At 41.7% G+C, this 23,839-nt stretch carries 21 protein-coding genes; 4 read left to right on the forward strand and 17 right to left on the reverse strand.

The features are described from left to right. Window positions 1–167 precede the first annotated feature (167 nt). A complete protein-coding gene (gndA, locus tag Q3A88_RS17225; protein WP_010281382.1) occupies window positions 168–1,574 on the reverse strand; it encodes an NADP-dependent phosphogluconate dehydrogenase in 1,407 nt (468 codons plus the stop codon). 230 nt (window positions 1,575–1,804) lie between these two features. Next, on the reverse strand, window positions 1,805–2,701 hold the full coding sequence (locus Q3A88_RS17230) for a sugar phosphate nucleotidyltransferase (protein ID WP_014914740.1): 897 nt from the start codon (window positions 2,699–2,701) through the stop codon (window positions 1,805–1,807). Between the two features lie 244 nt (window positions 2,702–2,945). On the opposite strand from Q3A88_RS17230, the gene rfbA (Q3A88_RS17235) reads away from it, so the two are divergent. From rfbA (Q3A88_RS17235) to rfbD, 3 genes are read left to right on the forward strand one after another with little or no spacing between them, the layout of a single operon-like run. Further along, the gene (gene rfbA, locus Q3A88_RS17235) at window positions 2,946–3,815 is read left to right on the forward strand and encodes a glucose-1-phosphate thymidylyltransferase RfbA (RefSeq protein WP_110162697.1); all 870 of its coding nucleotides are present in this window, start codon (window positions 2,946–2,948) and stop codon (window positions 3,813–3,815) included. Between the two features lies 1 nt (window position 3,816). Continuing rightward, the gene (rfbC, locus tag Q3A88_RS17240; RefSeq protein ID WP_039550993.1) at window positions 3,817–4,353 is read left to right on the forward strand and encodes a dTDP-4-dehydrorhamnose 3,5-epimerase; all 537 of its coding nucleotides are present in this window, start codon (window positions 3,817–3,819) and stop codon (window positions 4,351–4,353) included. Next, a complete protein-coding gene (rfbD, locus tag Q3A88_RS17245) occupies window positions 4,350–5,195 on the forward strand; it encodes a dTDP-4-dehydrorhamnose reductase (RefSeq protein WP_110162698.1) in 846 nt (281 codons plus the stop codon). The genes rfbC and rfbD overlap by 4 nt, the downstream gene beginning before the upstream one ends. A gap of 59 nt (window positions 5,196–5,254) precedes the next feature. Here rfbD and Q3A88_RS17250 read toward each other — a convergent pair whose 3' ends face one another. The 14 genes from Q3A88_RS17250 to wecA all read right to left on the reverse strand — a co-directional run bounded on the left by Q3A88_RS17250 (window position 5,255) and on the right by wecA (window position 19,793). Beyond that, entirely contained in the window at window positions 5,255–6,214 is a 960-nt protein-coding gene (locus Q3A88_RS17250) for an NAD-dependent epimerase/dehydratase family protein (RefSeq protein WP_110162699.1), read from the reverse strand. Window positions 6,215–6,225: 11 nt separating this feature from the next. Then, on the reverse strand, window positions 6,226–6,969 hold the full coding sequence (locus Q3A88_RS17255; RefSeq protein ID WP_258307575.1) for a glycosyltransferase family 2 protein: 744 nt from the start codon (window positions 6,967–6,969) through the stop codon (window positions 6,226–6,228). 22 nt (window positions 6,970–6,991) lie between these two features. Continuing rightward, complete coding sequence (locus tag Q3A88_RS17260; RefSeq protein ID WP_110162700.1) at window positions 6,992–8,149, reverse strand: glycosyltransferase family 4 protein; 1,158 nt, start codon at window positions 8,147–8,149, stop codon at window positions 6,992–6,994. A 1-nt stretch (window position 8,150) separates the two neighbouring features. Beyond that, entirely contained in the window at window positions 8,151–9,422 is a 1,272-nt protein-coding gene (locus Q3A88_RS17265; RefSeq protein ID WP_110162701.1) for a hypothetical protein, read from the reverse strand. Then, window positions 9,415–10,374, reverse strand: a complete 960-nt coding sequence (locus Q3A88_RS17270; RefSeq protein ID WP_317178335.1) for a glycosyltransferase family 2 protein — start codon at window positions 10,372–10,374, stop codon at window positions 9,415–9,417. Before Q3A88_RS17270 ends, Q3A88_RS17265 begins: the two co-directional genes overlap by 8 nt. Before the next feature lie 96 nt (window positions 10,375–10,470). Further along, window positions 10,471–11,721: an O-antigen translocase gene (locus Q3A88_RS17275; protein WP_317178336.1), complete on the reverse strand. Its 1,251-nt coding sequence runs from the start codon at window positions 11,719–11,721 to the stop codon at window positions 10,471–10,473. Next, complete coding sequence (locus Q3A88_RS17280) at window positions 11,718–12,830, reverse strand: DegT/DnrJ/EryC1/StrS family aminotransferase (protein ID WP_110162704.1); 1,113 nt, start codon at window positions 12,828–12,830, stop codon at window positions 11,718–11,720. Before Q3A88_RS17280 ends, Q3A88_RS17275 begins: the two co-directional genes overlap by 4 nt. 38 nt (window positions 12,831–12,868) lie before the next feature. Further along, window positions 12,869–13,369, reverse strand: a complete 501-nt coding sequence (locus Q3A88_RS17285) for a GNAT family N-acetyltransferase (RefSeq protein ID WP_258307576.1) — start codon at window positions 13,367–13,369, stop codon at window positions 12,869–12,871. A 22-nt stretch (window positions 13,370–13,391) separates the two neighbouring features. Next, entirely contained in the window at window positions 13,392–13,799 is a 408-nt protein-coding gene (locus tag Q3A88_RS17290) for a sugar 3,4-ketoisomerase (protein WP_110162706.1), read from the reverse strand. Between the two features lie 7 nt (window positions 13,800–13,806). Continuing rightward, window positions 13,807–14,676, reverse strand: coding sequence for a glucose-1-phosphate thymidylyltransferase RfbA (rfbA, locus tag Q3A88_RS17295; protein WP_317178337.1), 870 nt, complete (start codon window positions 14,674–14,676; stop codon window positions 13,807–13,809). A 141-nt stretch (window positions 14,677–14,817) separates the two neighbouring features. Then, window positions 14,818–16,992, reverse strand: a complete 2,175-nt coding sequence (wzc, locus tag Q3A88_RS17300; RefSeq protein WP_110162708.1) for a tyrosine-protein kinase Wzc — start codon at window positions 16,990–16,992, stop codon at window positions 14,818–14,820. A 16-nt stretch (window positions 16,993–17,008) separates the two neighbouring features. After that, window positions 17,009–17,443 carry a protein tyrosine phosphatase gene (locus Q3A88_RS17305; RefSeq protein WP_110162709.1) on the reverse strand — a complete coding sequence of 145 codons (435 nt, stop codon included), beginning with the start codon at window positions 17,441–17,443 and terminating at the stop codon, window positions 17,009–17,011. Between the two features lie 8 nt (window positions 17,444–17,451). Beyond that, window positions 17,452–18,588 carry a polysaccharide export protein gene (locus Q3A88_RS17310; protein ID WP_110162710.1) on the reverse strand — a complete coding sequence of 379 codons (1,137 nt, stop codon included), beginning with the start codon at window positions 18,586–18,588 and terminating at the stop codon, window positions 17,452–17,454. Between the two features lie 125 nt (window positions 18,589–18,713). Then, window positions 18,714–19,793, reverse strand: coding sequence for a UDP-N-acetylglucosamine--undecaprenyl-phosphate N-acetylglucosaminephosphotransferase (gene wecA, locus Q3A88_RS17315; RefSeq protein WP_110162711.1), 1,080 nt, complete (start codon window positions 19,791–19,793; stop codon window positions 18,714–18,716). Window positions 19,794–20,448: 655 nt separating this feature from the next. Here wecA and Q3A88_RS17320 point away from each other — a divergent pair. Continuing rightward, complete coding sequence (locus Q3A88_RS17320) at window positions 20,449–22,035, forward strand: TerC family protein (protein ID WP_014914717.1); 1,587 nt, start codon at window positions 20,449–20,451, stop codon at window positions 22,033–22,035. 82 nt (window positions 22,036–22,117) lie between these two features. On the opposite strand, the gene dcuC is transcribed toward Q3A88_RS17320, so the two are convergent. After that, the gene (dcuC, locus tag Q3A88_RS17325) at window positions 22,118–23,470 is read right to left on the reverse strand and encodes an anaerobic C4-dicarboxylate transporter DcuC (protein ID WP_014914716.1); all 1,353 of its coding nucleotides are present in this window, start codon (window positions 23,468–23,470) and stop codon (window positions 22,118–22,120) included. Between the last annotated feature and the right edge of the window lie 369 nt (window positions 23,471–23,839).

Raw genomic sequence — 23,839 nt, forward strand, 5'->3', positions numbered from 1 at the left:
ATCTCGGTAAAAAAGCAGATTTCTTTAATGAAATTTACAGTATTGCAGAAAAAAAGTCATAGATATCTTAACGATATCAATCCACTGATTCAGCAATATAAAAACGCCAGATATTTCCTAATCTGGCGTTTTATTAACAAACAGCGCTATCTAAGCATAAGAAACGATTATTCCAGCCATTCGGTATGGAATACGCCTTCTTTATCTGTACGCTTATAAGTATGTGCACCGAAATAGTCACGCTGAGCCTGAATCAGGTTAGCAGGCAATACGGCTGAACGGTAACTGTCGTAATAAGCAATGGCCGCGGAGAAGGTTGGCGTCGGGATACCTTGCTGAACAGCATAAGAGACAACGTCGCGCAGAGCTTGCTGGTATTCGTCAGCCACTTTCTTGAAGTAAGGAGCCAACAGCAGGTTAGCGATATCTGCTTTCTGCTCATACGCATCGGTGATTTTCTGCAGGAACTGTGCACGGATGATGCAACCCGCGCGGAAAATCTTGGCGATTTCACCGTAGTTCAGATCCCAGTTGTTCTCGTCTGATGCCGCTTTCAGCTGTGAGAAGCCCTGAGCATAAGAAACGATTTTACCCAGATACAGTGCACGACGCACTTTCTCAACAAACTCAGCTTTGTCACCACCGAATGGCTGAGCCGTCGGACCAGTCAGCACTTTAGAGGCAGCAACACGCTGATCTTTCAGTGAAGACAGGTAACGGGCAAAAACGGATTCCGTGATCAGAGACAGCGGTTCGCCCAGATCCAGAGAGCTTTGGCTGGTCCATTTACCCGTGCCTTTGTTAGCGGCTTCATCCAGAATCACGTCAACCAGGTATTTGCCTTCTTCATCTTTTTTCTTGAAGATATCGGCAGTAATTTCAATCAGATAACTACTTAACTCGCCTTTGTTCCACTCAGAGAACGTCGTAGCAAGCTCGTCGTTGTTCAGATTCAGTGCCTGCTTGAGCAATGCATAGGCTTCAGCAATCAGCTGCATGTCGCCGTATTCAATGCCGTTATGCACCATCTTGACATAGTGGCCTGCGCCATCAGCGCCAATGTAGGTCACACAGGCTTCGCCATCAGCACGTGCGGCAATCTGTTCCAGAATCGGAGCAACCAGTTCATACGCTTCTTTCTGGCCACCCGGCATGATGGAAGGCCCTTTCAGCGCGCCCTCTTCCCCACCAGATACGCCTGTACCGATGAAGTTAAACCCTTCAGCGGACAGTTCGCGGTTACGGCGAATCGTATCTTTATAGAAGGTGTTACCGCCATCGATCAGAATATCGCCCTTTTCCAGGTAAGGTTTCAGCGATTCAATCGTTTTATCGGTTGCTTCACCGGCCTTCACCATCAGCAGAATACGGCGGGGTTTTTCCAGGGATTCGACAAACTCTTCAACGGTGTAAGACGGCACCAGTTTTTTACCCGGATTTTCCGCGATAACTTCATCGGTTTTATCGGAAGAACGGTTAAAGATGGAAACGCTATAGCCACGGCTCTCAATGTTCAGCGCCAGATTGCGCCCCATCACCGCCATACCGACAACGCCAATTTGCTGTTTGGACATTAAAGCAACTCCTGTCTGAAGGATAACCTGCCTGCAACGGCGACAACGCCTCGCATTGCGACCTCGCAAGCAATTTAAAAACAGGCCGACATGGTAACTCAGCTTTGCGTGAGTGGGTAGTGATTGGTTTGATAGCGAAAGCTCACCCAATCGGAACGTATGGCGGGAAAAAGAAAAAACCGCAGAACGATTCAACGATCTGCGGTTTTACAGCGAGTTATCACGCAATATTACTTTTTCAGCAGCGCCTTAATACTTTCTTTAAATTCGGCACCAAACTCAGGATTGCGCAATCCATAGGACACAAATGCCTGTGCATAACCCAATTTACGGCCGCAGTTAAAGTTCTTGCCTGACATTTGCACAGCATCAACCTGCTGAGTCGCAATCATATCGGCAATAACATCCGTTAACTGAATACGTCCCCACGCGCCAGGGACCGCTTTTTCCAGCAGTGGCCAGGCATCGGCAGTTAATACATAGCGCCCGACCGCTGAAAGATCAGACCCCGTTTCAGAGGGTGCCTCAGGCTTTTCAATCATAGACGTAATCGCTGCGGCATCGCCCGGGTTCACCAGCGGTTTGTCGCAATCGACGACAGAATACTCAGGCAACACCTCATAAGGACGATGCTTCACCAGCACCTGGCTACGCCCCGTTTCTTCAAAGCGAGAGATTAGCAGCGCCAGGTTTTCCTTCGTCTGATCGGCCGTGCTTTCATCCAACACCACATCGGGCAACACCACCACAAACGGACTATCACCAATGATTGGGCGAGCACAGGAGACCGCATGCCCTAACCCCAGCGTTTCTCCCTGACGAACGTTCATGATCGTCACGCCTTTCGGGCAGATGGACTGTACTTCAGCCAGCAGTTGACGCTTGGCGCGTTCTTCCAGCAGAGATTCAAGCTCAAACGAGGTATCGAAGTGGTTTTCAATTGCGTTTTTCGACGCATGCGTCACCAGAACAATTTCTTTAATCCCCGCCCTCACACACTCGTTGACGATTTTCTCAATCACCGGGCGGTCAACCAATGGCAACATTTCCTTAGGAATGGCCTTGGTCACTGGTAACAAATTCATCCCTAAACCTGCTACAGGGATAATAGCTTTCAATGATGTCATGGATTGACTCTCTTCAATCTGATGGTTTTTATCTGGAGAACGATTTTGTTTTATCGAACACTTTTCACTTAGCAGCGTAATCCCACAACGCCATGCATGACACTAAGATTACACCCAATCTGCGACAAAGCGATCTCTGGTATCTGACTTTTTCTGATACGTCAGACAATTCTGGTGAGGTAGAGTGATATACTAGAACAACTATTTAAAGACAATTTTTAATGAAACAAAGGTGGAGTTATTGATGAAAGGGATCGTGCTTGCAGGGGGAAGTGGTACTCGGCTATATCCGATTACTCGCGGAGTTTCTAAGCAGCTACTGCCGATTTACGATAAACCAATGGTTTATTATCCGATTTCCGTTCTTATGCTTGCGGGTATCCGTGAAATACTGATTATCACTACACCTGAGGATATGCCAGCATTTCAACGCCTGTTGGGCGACGGAAGCCGTTTTGGCATTGAGCTTAGCTACGCGATTCAACCCAGCCCTGATGGACTTGCCCAGGCTTTTATCATCGGCGAGGAATTTATCAACGGGGAACGCTGTGCACTGGTGCTTGGTGATAATATCTATTTCGGGCAGAGCTTTGGTAAGAAACTCGAATCAGTAGCGGCAAAAGAAGAAGGTGCAACGATTTTCGGCTATCAAGTCACCGATCCTGAGCGTTTTGGCGTCGTCGAGTTTGATCAAGATTTCAGAGCGCTGTCGATAGAAGAAAAACCGGTAAAACCGAAATCTAACTGGGCTGTCACTGGGCTCTATTTCTACGATAAGAATATTGTAGAAATGGCGAAGCAGGTTAAACCGTCACACCGCGGCGAGTTAGAAATCACCACGCTCAATCAGATGTATCTAGAGCAAGGCAATCTAGACGTTGAACTATTAGGACGTGGTTTCGCCTGGCTGGATACGGGTACACATGACAGTCTGATTGAGGCATCACAATTTATCCATACTATCGAGAAACGCCAAGGGTTTAAGGTCGCTTGCCTTGAGGAAATCGCCTTTAAAAAAGGCTGGATAACAGCCCACCAACTTGCTGAGGAAGCCGCTGTCATGGCGAAGACTCCTTACGGACTTTATCTCTCACGATTGATTGCAGAAAAATAAGATGCAGATTACCGACTCAAAAATTCATGGGGCAAAAATCATTCAGCCCAAAGTATTTGGCGACGCTCGTGGTTTTTTTCTGGAGACCTTCGAGAAAAAGCGTTATCAGCAGATGCTGAATATTGATGTAGACTTTGTTCAGGATAATCATTCTCGGTCAAGTAAAGGTGTTTTACGCGGCCTGCATTTTCAGAAAACCAAACCACAAGGGAAGCTGGTACATGTGGTTCGCGGAGAGGTATTTGATGTCGCCGTGGATATTCGTCCGGGTTCCCCAACATACGGAGTATGGGAAGGTGTTATCCTTTCGGAAGAAAACAAAACCCAATTTTGGTTACCACCAGGGCTAGCACATGGCTTTGCAGTGCTTTCTGACATCGCTGATTTTGAATATAAATGCACGGATTATTATGATCCCAGCGATGAGGGCTGCTTGTTGTGGAACGATCCTGAGGTGGGTATTGAATGGCCAATATCAGCCCCGCTGTTATCCGAGAAAGATAAGTTAGGTAAATTATTCAAGGATCTAGCAAAATGAAAATATTACTGACAGGTGCGAATGGGCAATTGGGTCGCTGTTTTCAGGATCGTTTACCTGCAGAATGGGAGATTTTGGCAACCGATTCTAATGAACTGGATATCACAGATTTAGAACGTGTTGCAGAGGTAGTAAAAAGTTTTCAACCAGATGCTATCGTTAATGCCGCGGCCTACACAACCGTGGATAAAGCAGAATCAGAGCCTGAGATTGCAGAAAGCATCAACGTGCACGGCCCCCAGAACCTAGCAATTGTAGCGACTAAATACAATGTGCGGCTCGTTCATGTCTCTACAGACTACGTCTTTGATGGTAGTGCAACAGAACCTTACAACGAAGATAGTGCAACAAATCCGCTAAGCGTTTACGGCAACACCAAGCTGGCAGGTGAACAGGCGGTAACAAAAATCTCCCCCAAAGCAATTATTGTGCGCACCGCATGGGTCTTTAGCGAATACGGCAATAATTTCGTTAAGACAATGCTCCGGTTAGCTAAAGAACGAGACTCGTTGAGTATAGTTAACGACCAGCGCGGCTGCCCAACCTATGCAGGAGATTTAGCGCAGGCGATTATTTCTCTTCTGGAAAAAAATGCTGTGGGTGGGATTTATCACTACTGTGGAGATAAGGAAGTAAGTTGGTATGAATTTGCTGAGGGGATTTTTAAGGTTGCCAGTAAAAAAAATGCCATTTCTTGTATACCAACCTTAGCGGCAATAAGCGGTGAGGAATACCCTACGCCAGCGAAGCGACCAAAGTATTCGGTATTGAGCTGTTTGAAAATCAACAGCCTTAATATTCACCAATCAAACTGGTTAAAAAGAATCAACGATATGATTTAAAAACGGCCTGCCTTCGTAATCAAGGCAGGTTTACAGTATAACAATCCAGCTCAGTCAAATCAGTTCGAAAATTCGTTTCGAACTGTTCTTGCAATCCCTTCAGACAAAGGAACTGGCGCAACAAAATCAAAATCATCAATAAAATTAGACTTAAATTGGGTTCTTGCGCAAAATTTCTTGATGCGAATACTACTAACAGGAAATTCTTTACCTGTAATTTTACTTAATACATCAAAACAGTAACCACCGAGCAAACCAAAAGAATATGGGACTCTAATATTACTTTCTTTTTTTCCTAAGGCTTTAGCTATTATCCCCGTTAACTCATTCATAGTAAAATCAGGCTTATCAATATAATTAAATACATATTTCCCATCAGATAAACTGGTGACGTAATGAATGAATGCGGCAATATTTTCGACGTATGCCATTGATTTTTGGTTATTACCTGAACCAATCATCAAGAATTTACCAGATGCAATCTGCCGAAATAAGTTATATACATTACCGCGATTGTTTTCACCAAAAACAACGGTTGGCCTTATCGTCACTAATTTTTTATCTGAACTTTCAGCAAACCATGCATCATACACATATTCAGCTTCTAGCTTTGATTTTCCATAGTCATTAAACGGATGATATTCACCATCTTCTCCAGTTTCTTTTTCTACAAAACCATATACAGCAACTGAAGAAGTAAAAATAATATTTTTGATAGAATTTATTTTTGCAGCTTCACAAATATTTTTAGCGCCTGTGACATTTACATCATAGTACAGACTTATAGGGTTCACATTATCCTTATGTTCAGCGGCAAGATTAATAATCGTATGAACATTGTTTAACACAGGGATAAGCGTATCAAGATTAGTAACGTCAGCATACTCCCATTTATCAGGAAATTCTTTTGATTTAACTTTGTCTAAAATTTTAAATTCAACATTATCTTTGATAAATTTCTTAGACAAAATCGTACCAATAAAACCAGAACCACCAACTATTGCTACATATTTATTCATACAAACACCTTTTAGTTCTTTCTCTTTTTCAAAGCATAGAAAATATAAAACAAGAAGAAATAAAATGAAGAAAACAGAGAAAGCTTAACTTCATTACGATAAATATTCCACTGCCAAATCAATGCCTTAAATTTATTTCCAGACAATGAGGTAGAAGAAACACGGTAGTAAGCTAAAGACTCTTGCACACAATATGCTTTCTTAGCTTTCTTCATAATTTCAAGCCACATGACATAGTCTTCATGGCCAATTTTCTTCTGATAAAACTTCCCTAATTTTTCAGCATTATAGGCTCCAGTTAAGTTCCCTATAAAATTACTTTTAAGCATGTCGGAATAAAAAATATACTCAGGAGATAATCTTGTTACGCCAGAATTAAAATCAAAAATCTCAAAAAAAGTTTTATAATTTGAACATACCACATCAAAACCATTATTAAAATAACAATACTGCTTTTCTAATTTTTCTTCACACCAAATATCATCACTATCTAAGAAAGTTATATATTTTCCTGATGCAGATCTAATGCCCATATTTCTAGCATCCGCAACACCGGAATTTTTATCAGTCTTGAGGTACACAACTCTAGAATCAGAATAATTTTTAACAATCTCTTCAGTCTCGTCATTAGAGCAATCATCGATGACATACAATATAAAATCACGGAAAGATTGGTTTAACACGGATTTGATGCTGTCATTTAGTGTCGAAGATGAATTGTAAGTCGGCATAATAACAGAGAAAGTTTCAGACATATAATTCCCGTATAAAATAAAACTATAAAAAAACACTCTCCACGAATCGCTCCAAAGTATACTTGGACGAAACAATCGGCCCTTTTATCGCAACTCCCCTACAATAAGATATATTATTAAAAACAAAATCTATAGCGCCAACCAATTCTGACACTGAGTTTTTATTAATAATTAAACCATAAGTATCATTATTATCACTCATGACATGCCTCACATAACCAACATCTGTAGATATGCAAAATAGCGCATTTGACATAGCTTCCAGCAATACCCTTGGCCCTGTTTCAGATAGTGATGGATTAATAAAAACATCAGCCTCGCGATATCTACTATTTAGTTCATCTCCATTTTTCAAGTATCCTAAAAAAATCACTTGTTCATCAAGATCCAAAGAGTTAACTTTATCTTTGATAAGACCAAACAAAGGACCATTCCCTGCCAATATTAGTTGAAATTTTTTACTAGGGTTCCTTGCTTTAAATGAAGCAAAAGCATCAATTAAAAGTTGCAACCCCTTGGCAGGAACAAATCGAGAAACGCAAATAAAATTAACAACATTTCCATCAAATTTATTGCTTATATCTATAAGGCCATCATCTAAATCTAGAGTTGTCTCTATTAAAACCTCAGCCTTACCTCTCAAAAATTGGGGAATATTTACAACAACTGATGGGCCATTAACAGTACACTTGCACATATAGGCGGAAAAACAGTTTGCAAGATACTCAGGATAAAATAAAGCAAGCATGGCTTTTTTCTTTATTTCACTCATACCTTCTTTATTTTTAATTACTTCAATAGGATTAGATGTGAAATGATAATTTATTAAATGACACTTTTTATTTTTTAAGACAGAGAAAAGCCACCCGAAAGGCTCAGGAGTACGCACATATATATTCTTAGATGCAGACAATAACTTTCTCACTCCAATTAAAATAGAAACAAAAAATCTAATAGAACCAAGATAACTGCTAAAGACAGGAAGGGGGATTAATACTGCCTCATTAAATGAGATGAATACATCTTGGTTTTCATTTCTCTCTGTTGTCGTCGAACTCAATAATGTAACACCGCCGTGTTTTTTTTTAAAAGCATATAGATATTTAGCATCTACACTTGATATATAAAAGCCATTATTTTCAACTTTAACTCCCCAGTTACAATATAACCCTACACTCATATTATCCTCTCACCAGCTTTTCATTATGCTTCATGACAAAAAAAATCGAATAAATTACAAAAACAGCTTGATAAGCATCAAAAAGAACAGCGCCTTTAAACATCATCACTATAATATAGAGTAAGATGCACCAGCTTAATAAAAAAACTTTTCTTGAAGAAGAAAATAAGGAATGATGAAAAAGAGAAAGTAGTAATCCAAACCAAATAATGAGGCCTAAATATCCAACAGAGAAAAGCAATCTATACCAGCCAACATCAGTGCCTTTATAATATCCATCTAAATCACCATACCACCTAGAATCACCAACCAAACTAAAATCATTAAAGCCATAAATGAACATCGATATATTTTCCTTCACAGAGCCAGTATTAGCTCCCGATACAAATATTTCAGAAGCCCATTTCAAAAAAAAGTCGCTTAAATCTGAAGATAAAAAACTCATAATAGAAATAAAAACAATATAAAGAAGAATCAGAATAATGCATAAAATTTTAACTATTTTCTTTATACTAAAGGAAGACATGAAAAAGACACAAAAAAACAAAAGACCTATAATAGAAGACCGCGCAGCGATTAATGCAGATAGTATAATCAACACCAGCATAACATAATGAAAGAGTCGAGTTTCTTTAGGCGAAAAATGCATGTACGTGGCTAAAGAAACAGCCAACATCATTTGCATAAAACCCGAGGAATATACAGACAACCCCGTAATACCGACCATACGTAATGACATAAAGCTATCTAAAGACTCACTACCTCCTATTAAATCAAAAGCACTACTCTCAATAAGTGAAAGATAAAACTCTTGAAATGGTTTAATCAATAACATCGAAAATATAAAAATAGCATTAATAAAACCAACAAGACCAAAGAAAAATAAAACACTTGCAGGACGGATAAAAAAATAACGGACTACGAAAGGAACTAAAAAAATCATTAGAAAATAAATGAACGAGGTGCGAATAATATATAAATCCGCGCCATCATTTAAATTAATCAAATAACTAAAAACAGACCAAACAAAAAAAATAAAAGCTAAAAACAGCGGCAATAAACTAGCGTTATAATTTACCTTTAGATTATTTCCAACGGCATAAAGAAAGAAAAAACAAAAAAACACAAAAACAACAAGATAAGTACTTGGAATATAAAGATATTTATAACTTACACTATATATTAAATATGTAAGAAGAAGGACAATAAGGAAGCCATTAAATTTTAATGTGTATTTATTTTTTGTTTTCGCCTCCATGTGATTATCATTCATTTATATACTTATCCTTTAATTTTAGCAGTTTACTGCTTATATTCCCTGGTTTAATTAACAAAGTAGTCGAAAGCATGATTTTTGCCATAAAACTATAGTTATTGTTAAACACCCTCGAGATGAAAAAAGCGCATCGAGGCCATAAATACTTCCTAATTTTCAAGAAAGCATGTTTATGATTCAAATCTTTATTGATGATATATTTATCAATCTTAATTAAATCATTAATAAAATTAATATTAATCAATCTAGCTTTAGAGTTTGTTATTGAATCCCCATCCATTCGATAGAGTACCGTTTTTTCAGGAAAAAAATGTAATTTATAACCAATTCGGACAAAGTTGTACCACATAGGAAGATCTTCAACAAGCTGCATTCTTTCATCAGCATAGTTAATTTCGATCAGTTTTTTATTATTAATAAATGCAGTTGGCGCACCGCTAATATCACCATATCTTAGATATTTTAATTGTTTACAGGCTGGTGACAATAATACTTTCTGTTGGTGTCTAAGTGGATAGGATGCTTTTATTATTTTATCATTTAGATCGTTAACAAAAAAGCCATCCATTAGAGAGAATATAACAGCCACATCAGGTTTTTTATTTGCCTCATTCACATTTAACTCTAAGCAATTGACTAATAATATATCATCACCTGCAATTGTTTTAATCCACTCACAAGTAGCAGCTTTCCATGCAAGATTGCAATTTTTGGGAACCCCTCCATTAATCGGGTTAGCTATTAACTCTACTCTTTTAAAAAAAGACTCATTTTCTTTTAACCATGATTTAATTAAATCTACAGTATGATCTTTAGAACTATCATCACTTATAATTAGCTCTATATTCTCAGCACCATAGCTTTGATTAACGACACTATTCAACGTTTCAAGTATAGTAGATGATGAATTAAATGATATAACAGCGACGGAAACTGGCTTTTTATTCATAATACTAATAGTCTCTACCTTATGGTGACTAGATACTGAAATAGCAACATTACCAGGAAAATGACCACCAATCATACACAGGAAAAATAAATATTCTTACCGAGAATAGCGCCCAAAAAAACTCACGACAAACAAAAGATAAAAGGAATAGTTAATAACATAAGACATATTTGCCCCCTGTGTCGAATACAAAGGAACAAGAAAATAAGTCAAAATAACTAAGGTAGCAGAAAAAATAATTTCAGTTGACACAAACCATTTCGTAGCACCACGGGATAACATCGGGTATGCATATAGCCAACTGGTAATTTTTATAACATCCCCAACAAGTTGTATAGCAAATAGTTCTCTCGCTGACCTAAAGCCTTCGGTAAAAAGTAAACTGATAGCAATATCTCTAAACAAATACACGCCAATAGCCATAACAACAGCAATCGGAACTACTATTTTTGCAGTTTGATTAATCTCTGTTCTAACATTTTCAACGCCCTTCAACGTCGATAACTTAGGTAGATAATAAGTACTTAAGGCAATGGTGATAACCCCTAAATAAACCTCAGAGATTTTCCAAACTGCCTGCCATTGCCCTGCCTCCTCCCAGCCGACATGGCTAATCAGAACATTTCTAACCCCGATTAATGCGATGGGCGTGGTTAAGGCCGTGGTCGTCGCCATGAGTATATAACCACCAATCCTTTTTTTATTCGATGTGTCTGTTCCCCCCCACCAATAATTTAATTTAGCCCATGGCTGCCGTAGTACGCTAGAAATAAGAATTAATCCAATCAGTCCTGATTGGATAGCCGCAGCTAACAGAGCACCCTGGATACCAAAATTAATGATTAACGTAATCATTAACGTACATGAAAAAGCTGTAGATATTGCTCCCAATATAACAAAACGTCTATATTGCTGATATCCATTAATTACTGAATTAACCAGCGTACCAAGCGCAGCAACAGGTAATGAAGCAACTGTAATCCAAATGATCCATGCATAATTAGGGTCATTAAGTAAAAAATCTGATAAGGAACGAGCGAAAAAAAAACCGACAGGCATTAAAATGGAAAGTATAATAGCCAACCACCATAGGCCGGCTTTCCACCATGGTGCACACCCTTCCACACCTTCTTTTTCAAACTCGGCAGTATAACGTACGATACCACTACCAACAGGAGCATTTACAATGCCGTTAAAGCTGGTCACTATGCTTTGAATCTGCCCCAGCATGGCCATACCTGACGGGCCAGTATAAATAGCAACTACCTTGGCAATTACAAACCCACTTCCCATTTTTGCTAATGTCAGTAGCCCGCTAAAAAAGGTCACCGAGAGTAATTTTTTCATCCCCGGTACTCGTTTAGCGCCGTAATAACCTCTTGAACCTCTGTATCAGATAACGTTGGCCCCATTGGTAAACTCAATACCTTTTTATGAATAGATTCAGTAACAGGAAAAGAGCCTTCTCCAAAGCCTAATTCCTGATAAGCATGCTGAAGGTGTGGAGGAGTCGGATAATGAATTAACGTTTGAATACCTTTTCCCGAGAGGAATCTTTGCAACTTATCTCTGTCATCACACTGTATTACAAACAAATGCCACACATGTTCAGAAATATATTCAGGAGGATGAGGTAATGAAATCAATTCATTAATGATGCCAGAACAATAAACTTTAGCGATTTCCTGTCTTCTGCGATTTGTCTCATCTAAATATTTTAATTTTACCGCCAGCAACGCAGCCTGAAGTTCATCGAGTCTGCTATTTACGCCTTGATAAAGGTTTTCGTATTTTTTATGTGATCCATAGTTTCTTAGTGCTTTTAATGCATCAGCCAATTCATCATCATTGGTCGTAATGGCACCAGCATCACCTAATGCACCAAGATTCTTCCCTGGATAAAAACTAAACCCAGCGGCATCTCCCCATGCTCCCGCTTTCTTCCCATTAAGTAGTGCACCATGGGACTGAGCACAATCTTCAAGAACTAGGAGTTTATGTGTTTTAGCAATCTCCATAATCTCATTCATGGGACTAATCTGCCCGTAAAGATGGACAGGTAAAATAGCCTTAGTCTTCGAGGTAATTGCGGACTTTATAGATTCAGGTGATAGATTATAAGTTACAGGGTCTGGCTCAACTAATACTGGTGTTAAACCATTTTCGGTTATAGCGAGTACCGAAGCAATATAGGTATTAGCTTGAACAATAATCTCATCACCATTTTTTAATTTCCCGAGAACTTTCCATGCTCGGAGGGTAAGAATCAGAGCATCCAGTCCATTAGCCACACCAATTGCATGCCTAGTTCCACAATAAATTGAAAATTGTTTTTCGAATTCAGAAAGCTCATTTCCAGCGATATACCAGCCAGAGTCTAACACTCTCGAAAAAGCATCTTTTAACTCATATTTATAATTAGCATTAACTTCTTTAAGATCAAGAAAATGAATCATTTTATTTTCCATCATTGTATCTAGTACTAGCGGAATAATTAAAGGAATTTTTTATATTTACTTGCGAGAGAATTATACAAATCAGGCGTGTAGTTAAAGAAAAAATTAATATCGTTTTCCCCTAAAAAAATCGCCCCTGATTTTTTATGAAAATCTACAACCGCTGTATTTCTTTTATCAACGAAAAAATGCGAACCAGAAAATCTCAAATATTCAAAACCTATTTTATACACTAAAAGTGCACTTTCTATAGCTGAAGATGAAGTTTTGTTTTCATTGATAACCCAACTCCCCCAACAAAAAGAGTTACTGTCATCTATAAAGTCATATAATCTAACAGTTCCGATAGGCAAATTACTATCATTACGACGGATTACATAATAAAATTCACGTTCTTCACGTTCCCTTTTTTTATAATCCTCTAACCATCTATGTTGATCTTCAACGTTCCCAGAAAAAGTTGAAATATATTTATTTAACTTTCCATTAACACGCAAGCTAAATATAAAATCAGAATCTGATAGTTTTGCCAATGACAAATTTATTGTCTTGCTCGATATATTAGATACCATTTTTTTTCACTCCAATTCTGAACTTATTATATTCTCTAATATAATCAGATTCATCATAAGGCTGATCGGCTAATACCATTAAAACGCAGTCTTCGGAAAAATCATACATTTCATGCCAAAAATGGGGTTCAATAACAACGCCTTGTGCCGGATTATCTAATACTAATTCAACTTTTTCATTTCCATCATCTAATAAAAATCGACATGAACCACGCACAGCAATAGCGACTTGTTTTAATGTTTTATGAGCATGAAATCCTCTTCGAACACCCTCTTTAGTTTTAAACAAATAGTACACACGCTTAATTTCAAACGGAATATTTCTTTCTTGCTCTAGCGCAACTAATGCACCACGATCGTCACCGTGTGTTTGCAGTTGTATGATTTTTACTTGCATAATTTATCTACCGTTCTCTGAGCAGTTGTTTTAGATATTGACCATATTGATTTTTAATCAGTCTATTTACTGAATCCAGCAACTGTGAATTAGTTAGCCATCCGTTACGCCAGGCAATTTCCTCCAAACACGCGATCTTCATTCCTTGTCTTTTCTCTACCGTTTCAACAAAAGTAGAGGCTTCGATTAAGCTATCATGCGTGCCTGTATCTAACCAGGCAAAGCCACGCCCTAAGAACTCCACTTCCAGTTGCCCGCGCTCCAGATACATTTCATTAAGCGTCGTAATCTCCAACTCACCTCTTTCCGAAGGTTTTACCTGTTTGGCTAATTCGACAACTTGCTCATCATAGAAATACAATCCTGTCACAGCCCAATTCGATTTGGCTTTTTTAGGTTTTTCCTCAATGGACATAACCCTCTTATTCTCATCAAATTCAACGACGCCAAATCGTTCCGGATCCATAACCTGATAGCCAAATACTGTCGCGCCCGTTTTCTTAGCGGCAGCGCGTTTTAAAACGGGGCTAAATCCTTGCCCGAAAAAAATATTATCGCCTAATACCAGGCTGCAGCTATCACCAGCCAGGAATTCTTCACCGATAATAAATGCCTGTGCCAATCCCTCAGGTTTAGGTTGGACAGCATAAGAGAGTCGCACACCAAAAGCATCACCAGTGCCCAGCAACCGCTGAAATGCTTTCAGATCTTCCGGCGTAGTAATGATTAGAATATCCCGGATTCCAGCCAGCATGAGGACAGATAGCGGATAATAGATCATCGGCTTATCGTAAATAGGCAGCAGCTGTTTGGAAACACCTAGTGTAATAGGATAAAGACGTGTTCCTGAACCGCCAGCGAGGATTATACCTTTCACGGTTGACTCCAATAAAAAATCACTTTTGGGATATAATTTTTGATAGAAAAGTTATGACAGATAATTTATGAGTGAGGTATAAGGAAGGCCGGATGCGAACACCCGGCTATCGCAAGATAAAATTTAATTCAGAGAGACATATTAACTATTTTTTTCTGACTTATAGTCATACGTATAGTAGTTATAATTTCCATATCCATAATAGCTTGCAGCACGTTTTACAATCGCATTCAGAATAACCCCTTTAATTTCGGTACCATTCTGTTCGAAACGGCGAATACTTACTTCAATTTCTTTCAGAGTATTCACCTCAAAACGCGCAACTAAGAGAGAAGTCCCCGCATTACGGCTGATAATCGCGGCATCCGTTACAGCCAAGATTGGTGGAGTATCTAATAGAACAATATCATAATGTTCAGAAGCCCAGTCAATGAACTGAGAAAAACGACTATGCATTAAGAGTTCAGAAGGATTGGGTGGAATTTGTCCACGGGCGATAAAGTCCATATTTTCTATAGCAGTTTTGCGAATACTTTTTTCTGTCGTTATTTGCCCAGACAAAATATCAGAGAGACCATTTATCCCTTGTACTCCCATCAATTCATGCGCATACCCTTTACGCATGTCACAGTCAACAATCAATACACGCTGTCCTGACTGTGCGATAACAGCACCAAGGTTTGCACTGACAAACGTTTTACCAATTGCCGGACTAGCGCCCGAGATCATTAATACATTATTTTTAGCCTCCATCATCGCGAAATGCAGACTAGTGCGCAGGCTTCTAATCGCTTCAATGGCGAGATCAGCAGGATTCCCCACAGCCAGGAGCTCAGTCGAGCGCGTATTACCTTTCTTTCCTTTTCCTAATAGCGCCCTGTCTTTCTTCTGTTGCCACTCTGATAAAGGAACGCTGGCGTACACGTTAATGCCCAGTTCTTCCAGTTGTTCAGGGCTTTCAATCCCTTTATGCAACATAGTTTTTAATACAACAAATGCCGTTGATATCACAGCACCAATGATCAACGCTAGTAACACAACAATGAGTTTTTTAGGTTTTACAGGTTTAAGCTGGAGTGCTGCCGCATCAATAATACGAACATTACCAACCGTACTCGCTTTGTTAATACTCAGTTCCTGCTGCTTATTCAACAGCTGCATGTAGACTTCTTGCCCTACGTTCACATCACGCGTTAAACGTAAAATTTCCTGCTGAGTTTTTGGCATCCCTCCTACCCGTTTGTTGATTTTTTCTCGCTCCTCTTCCAGCGTTTTTCGTTTTTCCATCAACGCACGATAAGCTGGGTGTTCTTTGGTATATAGTTTTGATATTTCTGCTTCTTTAAATGTTAATTCGTTAAGCTGAGATTCCACGGACACCATCGTATCCAAAACCGCTTTAGCCTCTAGTGATAAATCAACCGATTCATTCTTTTGCCGATAGTTGTTTAATTTATTATCCGCTTCATCAAGCGTCAGCCGTACGTTTGGAAGTTGCTCTTTAAGAAACTCTAGGCTTTTCCCAGCTTCTTCAGATTTACGCTCGACATTTTGCTGAAGATAATTTTGACTGATACTATTGAGTATTTTATTGGTCAACTCAGGATCTTCACCTTCATAGCTCAGCGAAAGTACTCCAGTATCTTTTCCTTTATCTGCAACGGATAAATTTTCTAATACATTATTAATAGCCGTAATAGTATTTAATTTTTTAAGGCGAAAAGCAGTACCCTTTTCGGCTTTAATATCACTAACCAATATAGAAAGACCATTATGCTTTTCTATATTCCCAACTTTTCCATTAAACGTTAGAGCATCACCTGCTTCTATCGCATAGTTTTGTTCATCAATAATTACAAGACTGATGGTCTCATCTTCCCAGGATTTAGGCACTTCCAGTCTTGATACTGCGATTTTTCCAGCCTCTTCGCCCATCAAACGAGCAAAGCCCTTACCAAAGACAGGAAAATATTTTTGCTGCGCGATAATATCTAAAGAGAGATCGTTAACTGTCTTACCGACTACCATACGCGATTTGATCAACTCAATTTCAGCAGCCGATTCTGGTTTAGCATCAGGTAACACGCTGGAAATATCTTTTAGCAAAGAGTTACCGGAACTTTGTTCCACCTGAATGAGTGCATCTGCTTTATAAATCGGCGTGGCAAAGGTCGCATAAAGAATACCAAGAATTGTGAAAACTGCAGTAACACCAATAATTAACCAACGATTATCCAGCAATGTTCCCAACAAACGTCCTAAATCAATCTCATCCGTATTGGTTTCGGATGCTTTTACTGAAATTTTCTCTGCCATGGGTTTCCCTGACTTGTTAACGGCTTAATGCCTGCACCCATTTCTGGGCAGACTGCTCAAGTTGCAAGTAAACGAATTCAAATGCTTCACGACTTTTGCGATATGGATCAGCAATCTCTTGCTGGTTAAGCCAACGGCCAAATAGCATTGTCTTGCCTCGGACTTCTGGCGCAATACGACATACGCCATCAATATGCCCTTTCTCCATAACCAAAATGAGATCATACTGACGACATAGTACTGACGTTAATTGCTGTGCTTCATGGCCATCAAGAGAGAGATTATGCTGGCTCGCCACGTCCGCTGCGGTCGCGTCTGCAGGTTTTCCAACCAATGCGCCCAGCCCTGCCGATGAAATTTTTTTGCTAGGCAATGCCTGTTTTAATAGCCGTTCCCCCGTAGGGGAACGACAGATGTTACCGACGCAAACAACCAATATAGAATCAAACATAATTATCTCTATGGCCAGGTACGAACTCGCAGTGAACCTTCTGTCAGTTCATTGAACCCAGAAATGGTCGGTACGAGCTGGCTAATAACACGATTCCAACGAACGATCGGTGCCGTCGTAACATAGACAATGTCGTAAGGCTGTAACTGGAATTCAGTCCCCATGACCATTGCAGTGGCATCCTTCGCATTAAGTTGATAGACATCGGCCAGCTTAGGACCTTGCGTTCCTCGTAATGAACGGATAACAAAAATCCCTGTAGCATCAGAAAATGTCTGATCCATCCCTTCAGCGTTGCCCAACGCCTCGGTCAAGGTCATGCCACTACGATCCATTTTGAGCGTGCTTTGCTTCTTAACTTCGCCCATGACGAAAACTTTCAAGTCGTCATTACGGGGAATGTAGAGAATATCACCAGGATACAACAGAGTATTTTGGGATAGGTCGCCATTTTGCATTAACGCCTGAAGAGAGATGCGTTTTTCTTGACCATTATGCGTCAACACGATATTACGCCAGTCGGCATCTTCGCTTAACCCACCGGCTTTATTAATCGCATCAAGTATAGTGAGTGGCACGTTGGTAATAGGTTGCTCACCAGAGGTTTTCACCTCACCCGTTACATAGGCCTTTTGAGAGCGGAATGCCGCAATGTTGACATCAACCTGTGGAGATTCGATATACGTAGCTAGCCGGGATGAAATCTCACTGCGCACTTCCATTACTGTTTTACCAGCAACTTTCACTTTACCGATATAGGGATAGAAGATAGTGCCATCAGAATGCACCCAGTTACCCGTATCCGCGGCAGTGCGATATGTACCAGCAGGTGTCGTCAGCTCAGGGTGATCCCACACGGTAACCATGATGACATCGCCAATACCAATACGGTATTCATATTGCTGTAGCTCACGTTCTAACGCAGGGTTAGTTTGCGCAATCAACGGCTTCGGCCGCATCTTATCCACTAAATACGGTGTTAGTGGATAAACATTTACTAATTTATCAATATTAAAATCAGCATCTTGCTGCTCGATAACTTCTTTGCCACTTGTAGAAAGATGGCCACCGGGGATTATAGTACAGCCGCTCAGCAAAGCCAGTGACACCACCATCGGCATCAATTTCAATTTATGCTTTATCATCCTGTTTATGCCATCGTATTCTGATTAAAAATCGTGCAAATCCCTACAAAATATCAAATAATTATAGAGGACGTTTAGTTAAATAAACCTACAGTCTGAAGCGTAAAAAACCGTTAATTTGTCTGTTAGCGGCGCTGCCCCACTTTATCCGGAACAACAGCAGCCCCATGATTGGTTCGTCTTATCCATGTCAGCAAGCGCCACACTCGCGTAATTGCCCAAAAATAGCCGACAAAAACAACCAGGAACGCACATAACATAACTGAGTCAGTTATACCACTTAACTCACAAGTAATACCAATAGCAGCCAAAGTCATTGCTGCAGCAACAATCGCTAATAGTGACTGCCTCGGGGTCAGCCCTGCGCGCATCAGGATATGGTGCAAATGCTCACGATCGGGTTTGAATGGACTATCGCCTCTGCGGATTCTGCGCACCATAATTGTCACCATGTCCATCAAGGGAATAGCAATCAACCACAGTGCAGTTACAGGACGAATTACAGCTTCGCTACCTTGCGTTGCCAAAATCAATAGCCAGATAACCGTAAAACCAATAAGTGTGCTACCCGCATCCCCCATAAACACTTTAAATTTTGTTCCCCATGGCACACCAAGGTTCAGAAAAATATAAGGTAGCGTCGCAGCCAACAAGCACAAGCTCCACAGTGCAAGTTCGTGTCGCCCATCAAGATAAAAAACTACTGCCAGAGCACCAAATGTTACACAGGAAAGTGTGCCCAGTAAGCCATCAATGCCGTCAACCATATTAAAAGCATTGATAGCTCCCCATACCGCAAACAGCGTAACCGTATAACCGAAAATCCCTAAAAACAGCTCATAACCGAATAACACCTTGCCTAAGGACGAAAGATATAGCCCCGCGTACATCATCAGGCCTGCCACGGATGCCTGTAGGCCAACCCGGGGGAGAACAGGAAGATCAAATCGGTCATCCAGCACACCAACTGCCAGTAGTGCAGTTGCACAGACCATATAGAGAGAGAAATTGGGGAGCCATATAGGATCAAATGCATACATAACCCAGAGGGCCATATAGATAGAAACACCGCCGACAAGTGGAATATGCCCACTATGTCTCTTGCGTTCGTTAGGTTTATCCACCAGCCCGATCTTTATTGCGACTTTTCTTGCCAAGAACAACGCAATAAAGGCACTCAGGAAAACCACCATGAATTCTTGCATTTTTGCACCATCATCAACCCGTTATGTGAATGTTTCGCATCAGACACGCTACCGCCCTTGGCTCATAGCTACCAATGCGCTGTCAAACAACGTACGGAACACCATCCTGTGGCTACACCCTGGATCCGTAAACCATCTGTTTGTGTGTAAAGATTCCATTTCCTTGCTAGCCAACTGATCTCGCTAACAAAATAGGACTAATAAATATATTTATTTATAAAAATATAACTAAATCGACAAAGCCAAATTTTCACCCCATAGTATTGACGATGATGCAACGAGTACAAGGGTAAGATGGCTTAAAAGGAGCTTTTCAGAATAAGACTACGCGCATCCCTGTCGTAAAAATCTTGCTAAATCCGCAGGCATATTCTATGCGTTGTATGCTCATGCAATCAAATACTAACGTGCGTTACTCTATGTATCATTCTTAAAATTTTACTTATTGTCGATCTTTCGCCCCCCCCTCCAACAAGCTACACAACGTTCCGTGTCAAAAAAATGACAATACCTATCAGGGCACCTATCGGCTCAGAATTTGCTTGTAGTTATAGATTGTGCTTCTCATAAAGAATATCCCTGCAAATTCTGGTTCATCTGTGCATGCCCTGATACGCTATCGAGGTTATGTTCCTTTAAAGGTGAAAAAAGAGATATGGAGTGGATCGCTGATCCAACGATATGGGCCGGGTTGACCACGCTGGTTGTCCTGGAACTGGTTCTGGGCATTGATAATCTTATCTTCATTGCCATTCTGGCTGAGAAACTACCAAAAGAACAACGCGATAAAGCCAGAGTCGTCGGTCTGTTACTTGCTCTGATTATGCGCCTGGGTCTGCTGGCGTCCATTTCATGGCTGGTGTCTTTGACTACCCCCCTCTTCACGTTCCTTGGGCACACATTCAGCGCTCGCGATGTCATCATGTTGGTTGGAGGACTGTTTCTACTCTTTAAAGCCACCATGGAACTCAACGAACGTCTCGAAGGAAAAGATGAGGAGCAGCAAGCCCAGCGTAAAGGTGCACGTTTCTGGCCGGTAGTGGCACAGATCGTGGTACTGGACGCCATATTCTCGCTGGACTCCGTGATTACCGCCGTCGGCATGACCGATCACTTGCTGGTTATGATGTCCGCCGTGACCATCGCTATTTTCCTCATGCTGCTGGCCAGCAAGCCGCTGACCCGCTTTGTCGCGGAACACCCGACCATCGTTATCCTGTGTCTCAGCTTCCTTCTGATGATTGGTTTCAGTCTGGTCGCAGACGCCTTTGGTTATCATATTCCTAAAGGCTACCTCTACGCCGCGATAGGTTTCTCGGTGATGATTGAGATGTTGAATCAGGTCTCCCTGTTCAACCGCCGGCGTTTTCTTTCTTCCTCGGTTCCACTGCGCCAGCGCACCGCGGAAGTGGTTTTGCGTATCTTGCGCGGTAACCATGAAGAAGCTGAACTCGACAATCAAACCTCATCGATGATTGCAGACAACACCCGGGCAGGTCAGGAAGTCTTCAATATTCAGGAACGCCGGATGATAAAGCGGGTATTGGGGCTGGCGCAGCGAACCATCAGCAGCATTATGACGTCGCGGCATGACATCGACTCGGTTGAGCTGGATATTACACAGGATGCGCTCGCTAAACTGTTAACGACCAACCAGCATTCCCGACTGGTGGTAACCGACAGCAATACCTCCGACGAACCGTTGGGTATCGTACATGTTGCCGATTTACTCCAGCAGCAGCTAAACCGCGAGCCGTTCAATCCACGTATTCTGATTCGTCAGCCGCTGGTCTTTCCTGAACAGCTTTCACTGTTACAGGCTTTGGAACAGTTTAGAGAAGCGCGAACACACTTTGCGTTTGTCGTTGATGAATTTGGTTCGATGGAAGGGATAGTCACATTAAGCGACGTGATGGAAACCATTGCCGGCAACCTGCCGCGCGAAGGCGAAGATCGCGATGCGCGCCATAGCATTCAGCAGAATGACGACGGCAGTTGGACCGTAAATGGCTATATTCCGCTGGAAGACTTAACGATGTATGTTCCGCTGACGCTGGATGAAAAGCGCGAATACTACACGTTAGCGGGGCTGTTGATGGAACACGCGCAGCGGGTTCCGCAGGTGGGCGATACGCTGTCAATCGATAGCTATCAGTTCACTATTCTGGCGGTGGAAAGCCACCGTATCATTGAGGTCCGAATCACACCAAACGACGAACCACAGACTGATTTTGAAGTGTGATAGCGGCGCTATCGCTATGCTCAACACCGCATTTATCTCTACAGCCCCTTTCCATTCGGTAGGGGCTGTGTTCTATGGTCTATCAGGCTGGCACCATAATTTCGGTGGCAACCACCACCACAATCAGCCCAACCAAAACCGGAACCGATGTGCGCTTAACCACCTCGAACGGCGATATTTTTGCCATCCCGGCGACCGCAACGACTACACCGGATACCGGAGAAATGGTACGGCCCAAGTTGGAAGCCTGAAGCATCGGAATCGCCAGATAAGCAGGGTTGATGCCCATTTGCGACGCCAGCTTTGGAATCAGTTCAACAAACGCGTAGAACGGCGCATTGCCCGAGCCCGTTGTCATCGCAGCCAACATCGTGATCGCGACCAGTACCAGCATAATCACCAACCCACCGCTGCCGAATGACTGCGCCAGGCCAATCAGGCCACTGATAAAACCAATCGTGCCAAGACCCTGGGCAAAGACACCAGCAGCAACTAACAGGATGACGACGCTAGAGAAGGCATCGGCCATCCCGCGGTAAGCCACATCCAACCCATCAAACACTTTTTGCGCACTGAACGAACGGACAAATTCCAGTGCTGCGGCCAGCACCATACAGATAACCAGTACAGTGATAATGTGGAGTTCCGGCCCCCATTTGCCATCAAACACCAGTACGCCCATGATCGGCGTAAACGGCAGAATGGCGTAAAAACGCGGAGCATCCGTCGTGATCTCGCTGACATCCAGAATCTCATGGCTGACATTCGCTTTGTTATCCAGATAGCGCTGCCAGAAGAAATGCGCGACGGCCATACACACGATCGCCATGATAGAAATAGGCAGCGTGGCTTTAAAGGCAAAATCCACTAATTTCATCTGTGATGCCTGTGCGGCAAGGACTACATCGCCCGACGTCGGCGACAGAATTAACGCCACAGGGGAAGCGCAGATTGCAGCAGCGGCACCGCGACTAATACCAACGTTCACCATGACGGGGAACAACGTTGCCATCAACAGCACACCTAATCCCGTGGCTGATGACACCGCCAACGACATCAGGCAGGCGACAAAATAGGCCGCGATCATCAGTAAATAAGGCGAGTTAATCATTTTAAGCGGGCGGGAAACCAGCTTCACGACGACATCATTGGCACCGATATGCGTCATATAAGCGGCAAATCCACACAGCACCATAATCATCATGCCGAGATCGCCACCGCGGCTCATCAGCAAAATTTTTACGTATTCAACAATATCTGTTGCACTCCAGCCCGTCGCCTTCGCGCTGGCTGGTAATACGTTTTTCCCCAGCATGGCACTGATTGCCAAAAGTAAGAGGCCTCCCACCAGCAACACGCCAGTCGCGGAGTACCCTTTTATAATGTAACGACCAACCAGAATCGTTACAGCAACACCAATCAAAAGTTCGAGCATAGTGGGTTTCGATACCTGAATAATAAATTATCTGACAGAAATTCCCCGGCAGCGGAGTAGCACCGCACCGAAAACAGGGAGCGAAGTTTACTGCTTTAGAAAATAAAAAAAGAGAAAAATATTAATATGCAGCGTTAAAAAAGAGACACCGGGCACATAGCCAGTCTGGAGGAGGATGACAAACTGAGGGAAAACGTTAGCGAGAAGCTGCCGGTTTACTGACAGGAATCAGCAAACCGGCTAAAAGCGTAACACCGATCGGTTAAGCAAAATGATCGGTTGAACGATCCGGCGGGTAGACGACAATAGCCTCATCAATTCTCTGATGGGGCTTTTTTATGCTTTCGACCTGGCTTGACGAGACGCAGA

Origin of the sequence: Pectobacterium sp. HCp5_1 (assembly GCF_032905925.1) — a bacterium.
Taxonomy (GTDB): domain Bacteria; phylum Pseudomonadota; class Gammaproteobacteria; order Enterobacterales; family Enterobacteriaceae; genus Pectobacterium; species Pectobacterium brasiliense_A.

What these genes read in the sequence shown, in the direction of transcription:
- gndA (WP_010281382.1), bottom strand. Translation starts at nt 1,574, where the DNA reads ATGTCCAAACAGCAAATTGGCGTTGTCGGTATGGCGGTGATGGGGCGC.
- Q3A88_RS17230 (WP_014914740.1), bottom strand. Translation starts at nt 2,701, where the DNA reads ATGACATCATTGAAAGCTATTATCCCTGTAGCAGGTTTAGGGATGAAT.
- rfbA (WP_110162697.1), top strand. Translation starts at nt 2,946, where the DNA reads ATGAAAGGGATCGTGCTTGCAGGGGGAAGTGGTACTCGGCTATATCCG.
- rfbC (WP_039550993.1), top strand. Translation starts at nt 3,817, where the DNA reads ATGCAGATTACCGACTCAAAAATTCATGGGGCAAAAATCATTCAGCCC.
- rfbD (WP_110162698.1), top strand. Translation starts at nt 4,350, where the DNA reads ATGAAAATATTACTGACAGGTGCGAATGGGCAATTGGGTCGCTGTTTT.
- Q3A88_RS17250 (WP_110162699.1), bottom strand. Translation starts at nt 6,214, where the DNA reads ATGAATAAATATGTAGCAATAGTTGGTGGTTCTGGTTTTATTGGTACG.
- Q3A88_RS17255 (WP_258307575.1), bottom strand. Translation starts at nt 6,969, where the DNA reads ATGTCTGAAACTTTCTCTGTTATTATGCCGACTTACAATTCATCTTCG.
- Q3A88_RS17260 (WP_110162700.1), bottom strand. Translation starts at nt 8,149, where the DNA reads ATGAGTGTAGGGTTATATTGTAACTGGGGAGTTAAAGTTGAAAATAAT.
- Q3A88_RS17265 (WP_110162701.1), bottom strand. Translation starts at nt 9,422, where the DNA reads ATGAATGATAATCACATGGAGGCGAAAACAAAAAATAAATACACATTA.
- Q3A88_RS17270 (WP_317178335.1), bottom strand. Translation starts at nt 10,374, where the DNA reads ATGAATAAAAAGCCAGTTTCCGTCGCTGTTATATCATTTAATTCATCA.
- Q3A88_RS17275 (WP_317178336.1), bottom strand. Translation starts at nt 11,721, where the DNA reads ATGAAAAAATTACTCTCGGTGACCTTTTTTAGCGGGCTACTGACATTA.
- Q3A88_RS17280 (WP_110162704.1), bottom strand. Translation starts at nt 12,830, where the DNA reads ATGATTCATTTTCTTGATCTTAAAGAAGTTAATGCTAATTATAAATAT.
- Q3A88_RS17290 (WP_110162706.1), bottom strand. Translation starts at nt 13,799, where the DNA reads ATGCAAGTAAAAATCATACAACTGCAAACACACGGTGACGATCGTGGT.
- wzc (WP_110162708.1), bottom strand. Translation starts at nt 16,992, where the DNA reads ATGGCAGAGAAAATTTCAGTAAAAGCATCCGAAACCAATACGGATGAG.
- Q3A88_RS17305 (WP_110162709.1), bottom strand. Translation starts at nt 17,443, where the DNA reads ATGTTTGATTCTATATTGGTTGTTTGCGTCGGTAACATCTGTCGTTCC.
- Q3A88_RS17310 (WP_110162710.1), bottom strand. Translation starts at nt 18,588, where the DNA reads ATGATAAAGCATAAATTGAAATTGATGCCGATGGTGGTGTCACTGGCT.
- wecA (WP_110162711.1), bottom strand. Translation starts at nt 19,793, where the DNA reads ATGCAAGAATTCATGGTGGTTTTCCTGAGTGCCTTTATTGCGTTGTTC.
- Q3A88_RS17320 (WP_014914717.1), top strand. Translation starts at nt 20,449, where the DNA reads ATGGAGTGGATCGCTGATCCAACGATATGGGCCGGGTTGACCACGCTG.
- dcuC (WP_014914716.1), bottom strand. Translation starts at nt 23,470, where the DNA reads ATGCTCGAACTTTTGATTGGTGTTGCTGTAACGATTCTGGTTGGTCGT.